This is a genomic window from Gilliamella sp. B2717 (genome assembly GCF_026536675.1).
Lineage (GTDB): Bacteria > Pseudomonadota > Gammaproteobacteria > Enterobacterales > Orbaceae > Gilliamella > Gilliamella apicola_I.
The window spans coordinates 1-1,776 of the sequence record NZ_JAFNNQ010000065.1 but is presented as its reverse complement, the minus strand read 5'-3'; the positions used below and the strand labels follow the sequence as shown (position 1 = coordinate 1,776).

Here is a 1,776-nt window from a genome sequence, read left to right as displayed (position 1 = left end):
GCAAAGGTCGGATAAACTTGCTGGTTTTAAACATAGGAATAAATCCGACAAGAAATTGACTCACGGCATGAGTTAAAGCCTGTAAGGTGGTCTCTGATAGTAAAACGTTTTAATAAATTTATTTTATAAATGCGATTATGATTTCATTCTTGTTTTATTTATCAATAATATAATTATTAATCTTCGGCAAAATAAATATCAAAAGAACATTCTAAATCTAAATCTGATAGTGCTTTCATTTGTTCTGGCCATAATACTGGACCACTATGTCCAAATTTAGAAAACCAAACACATTTTAGAGTTAATTTAATATCTTTAATTTCTTGTATTTTTTTCAAATTGGTAGCAAAAGGAGAGATTTTACTTACAATCCAATCAATATGTTCTCTAAGATCTTTTGAATTTACAATTCCTTCCGAAGATAAAAACCAACCTGAATTTTTAACTTCTCTAGTCCGTCCCAAACTATTGGTAATTTTATCTCCAGCTAATGTTATATAAGTCGGTTCAACTTCTAATAATTTAGTAATTTCATTAGGATTTATTGCACCAGTGTATATCATTAATCTAACAAAACATTCACTACATGTTTCATAGTCTGAACATATAGGTGTAATTCTATTCTTTATAAAATTCATGGTAAATAATCTCCAATATTGCCTATAATCTCACCATTCTTCCCAACATAATCACCATTATCTAAAATTCTGCCATGAAAATTATTAGGTAATTTTCCTGCATCAGCCTTCAGTGCTTCAAGAGCTCGCCCCCATTCTCGAGAAGTTAAATTTGTTACGAAATATTCATTTAATTTATTAGCAGTGTTTTTCTCTAACTTATTTCCTCCAGTTTGCAATCCCTTAGGAACTCTACCTGAAGCACCAACACTAGGCGGAACTGGTAGTGGTAATCCTTCTGCATCAATTCAATTTCCATTTAGCAATTGGTATAGAACAATTAAAAATTCCCATTTATCTTCTTATTTTCATATTGTTGGATATATACATCTATAGGGTATGCTGTTCCCAACTCATATATTTTTCCACTATCTTTATCTATTATAAATGGACAATTACCGATTAATTGTGTTGAAAAATCACCAGTTTCTAAAAACTCTCTGGATTGGAAACAAAAAAGCCATCCTTCAGAAAATCTGTCAATTACAGTGATTTCTACAGGAATATCGTATTCAGCTAAATAATTTTTAGCTTTATTTAACGCTTCAATAAAAGTAATCATCAATTAGTCCTTAAAAATTTGAAAGATTTGAATTTGCTCATATCCGCAGCTTTACCTGTTTGACCATCTAAGAAACGTATTTTCCCATTTTGATTTACAACATTAAAAACATGCCCTGGTTGCCCTGGTCCATAGGAACCGAATACAATACCCCTTGCACCAGTTCCAGCATTTGACATTTGCTCAATAATATTATTAGGACCACTGACATTTTGAAATTTTGTCCCATATTGTTTTTCTAATACGGATATTGAGACTCCATTTTTTGAATTAATGGGTAAAGCGGATGCGGGATTACCACCCAATGTTGCATCAGTTGCTATAGCACAATTAACACAATTATGAGTTCTACCTTCAGTAGGGTAACCAGGATTTACATCACGTATAGAACCTGCCGTATCATTAAGAATAGAACTCGTCTCCACCTTTTCAGCAACATTATTCCAATTAACCTCATCTAATTCAACCGTTACCGTTTCAATTTTATGATGTACTTTCGCTCTGACTTCAGTGCCAGTTATTTTGATGCGGGCGTAT

The 1,776-nt window shown here is 32.3% G+C and carries 4 protein-coding genes; all 4 read right to left on the bottom strand.

Annotation, left to right across the window (positions count from 1 at the left end):
- Positions 1-176: 176 nt before the first annotated feature.
- Positions 177-638, bottom strand: coding sequence for a DUF4279 domain-containing protein (locus J3U35_RS06610; protein WP_218837305.1), 462 nt, complete (start codon positions 636-638; stop codon positions 177-179).
- Positions 635-856 (bottom strand): hypothetical protein, encoded by a 222-nt coding sequence (locus J3U35_RS06605; RefSeq protein ID WP_065557898.1) that lies wholly within the window; start codon positions 854-856, stop codon positions 635-637. The genes J3U35_RS06610 and J3U35_RS06605 overlap by 4 nt, the downstream gene beginning before the upstream one ends.
- 101 nt (positions 857-957) lie before the next feature.
- Entirely contained in the window at positions 958-1,239 is a 282-nt protein-coding gene (locus J3U35_RS06600) for a YrhB domain-containing protein (RefSeq protein WP_187756470.1), read from the bottom strand.
- Positions 1,239-1,776, bottom strand: a 538-nt coding sequence (locus tag J3U35_RS06595; protein WP_267360350.1) for a toxin glutamine deamidase domain-containing protein, incomplete at its 5' end; no start/stop codon positions are given. The genes J3U35_RS06600 and J3U35_RS06595, both read right to left, overlap by 1 nt.

Bases quoted from the DNA above. Each gene is read 5' to 3' on its own strand.
- J3U35_RS06600 (WP_187756470.1), bottom strand. From the start codon at position 1,239: ATGATTACTTTTATTGAAGCGTTAAATAAAGCTAAAAATTATTTAGCT.
- J3U35_RS06610 (WP_218837305.1), bottom strand. From the start codon at position 638: ATGAATTTTATAAAGAATAGAATTACACCTATATGTTCAGACTATGAA.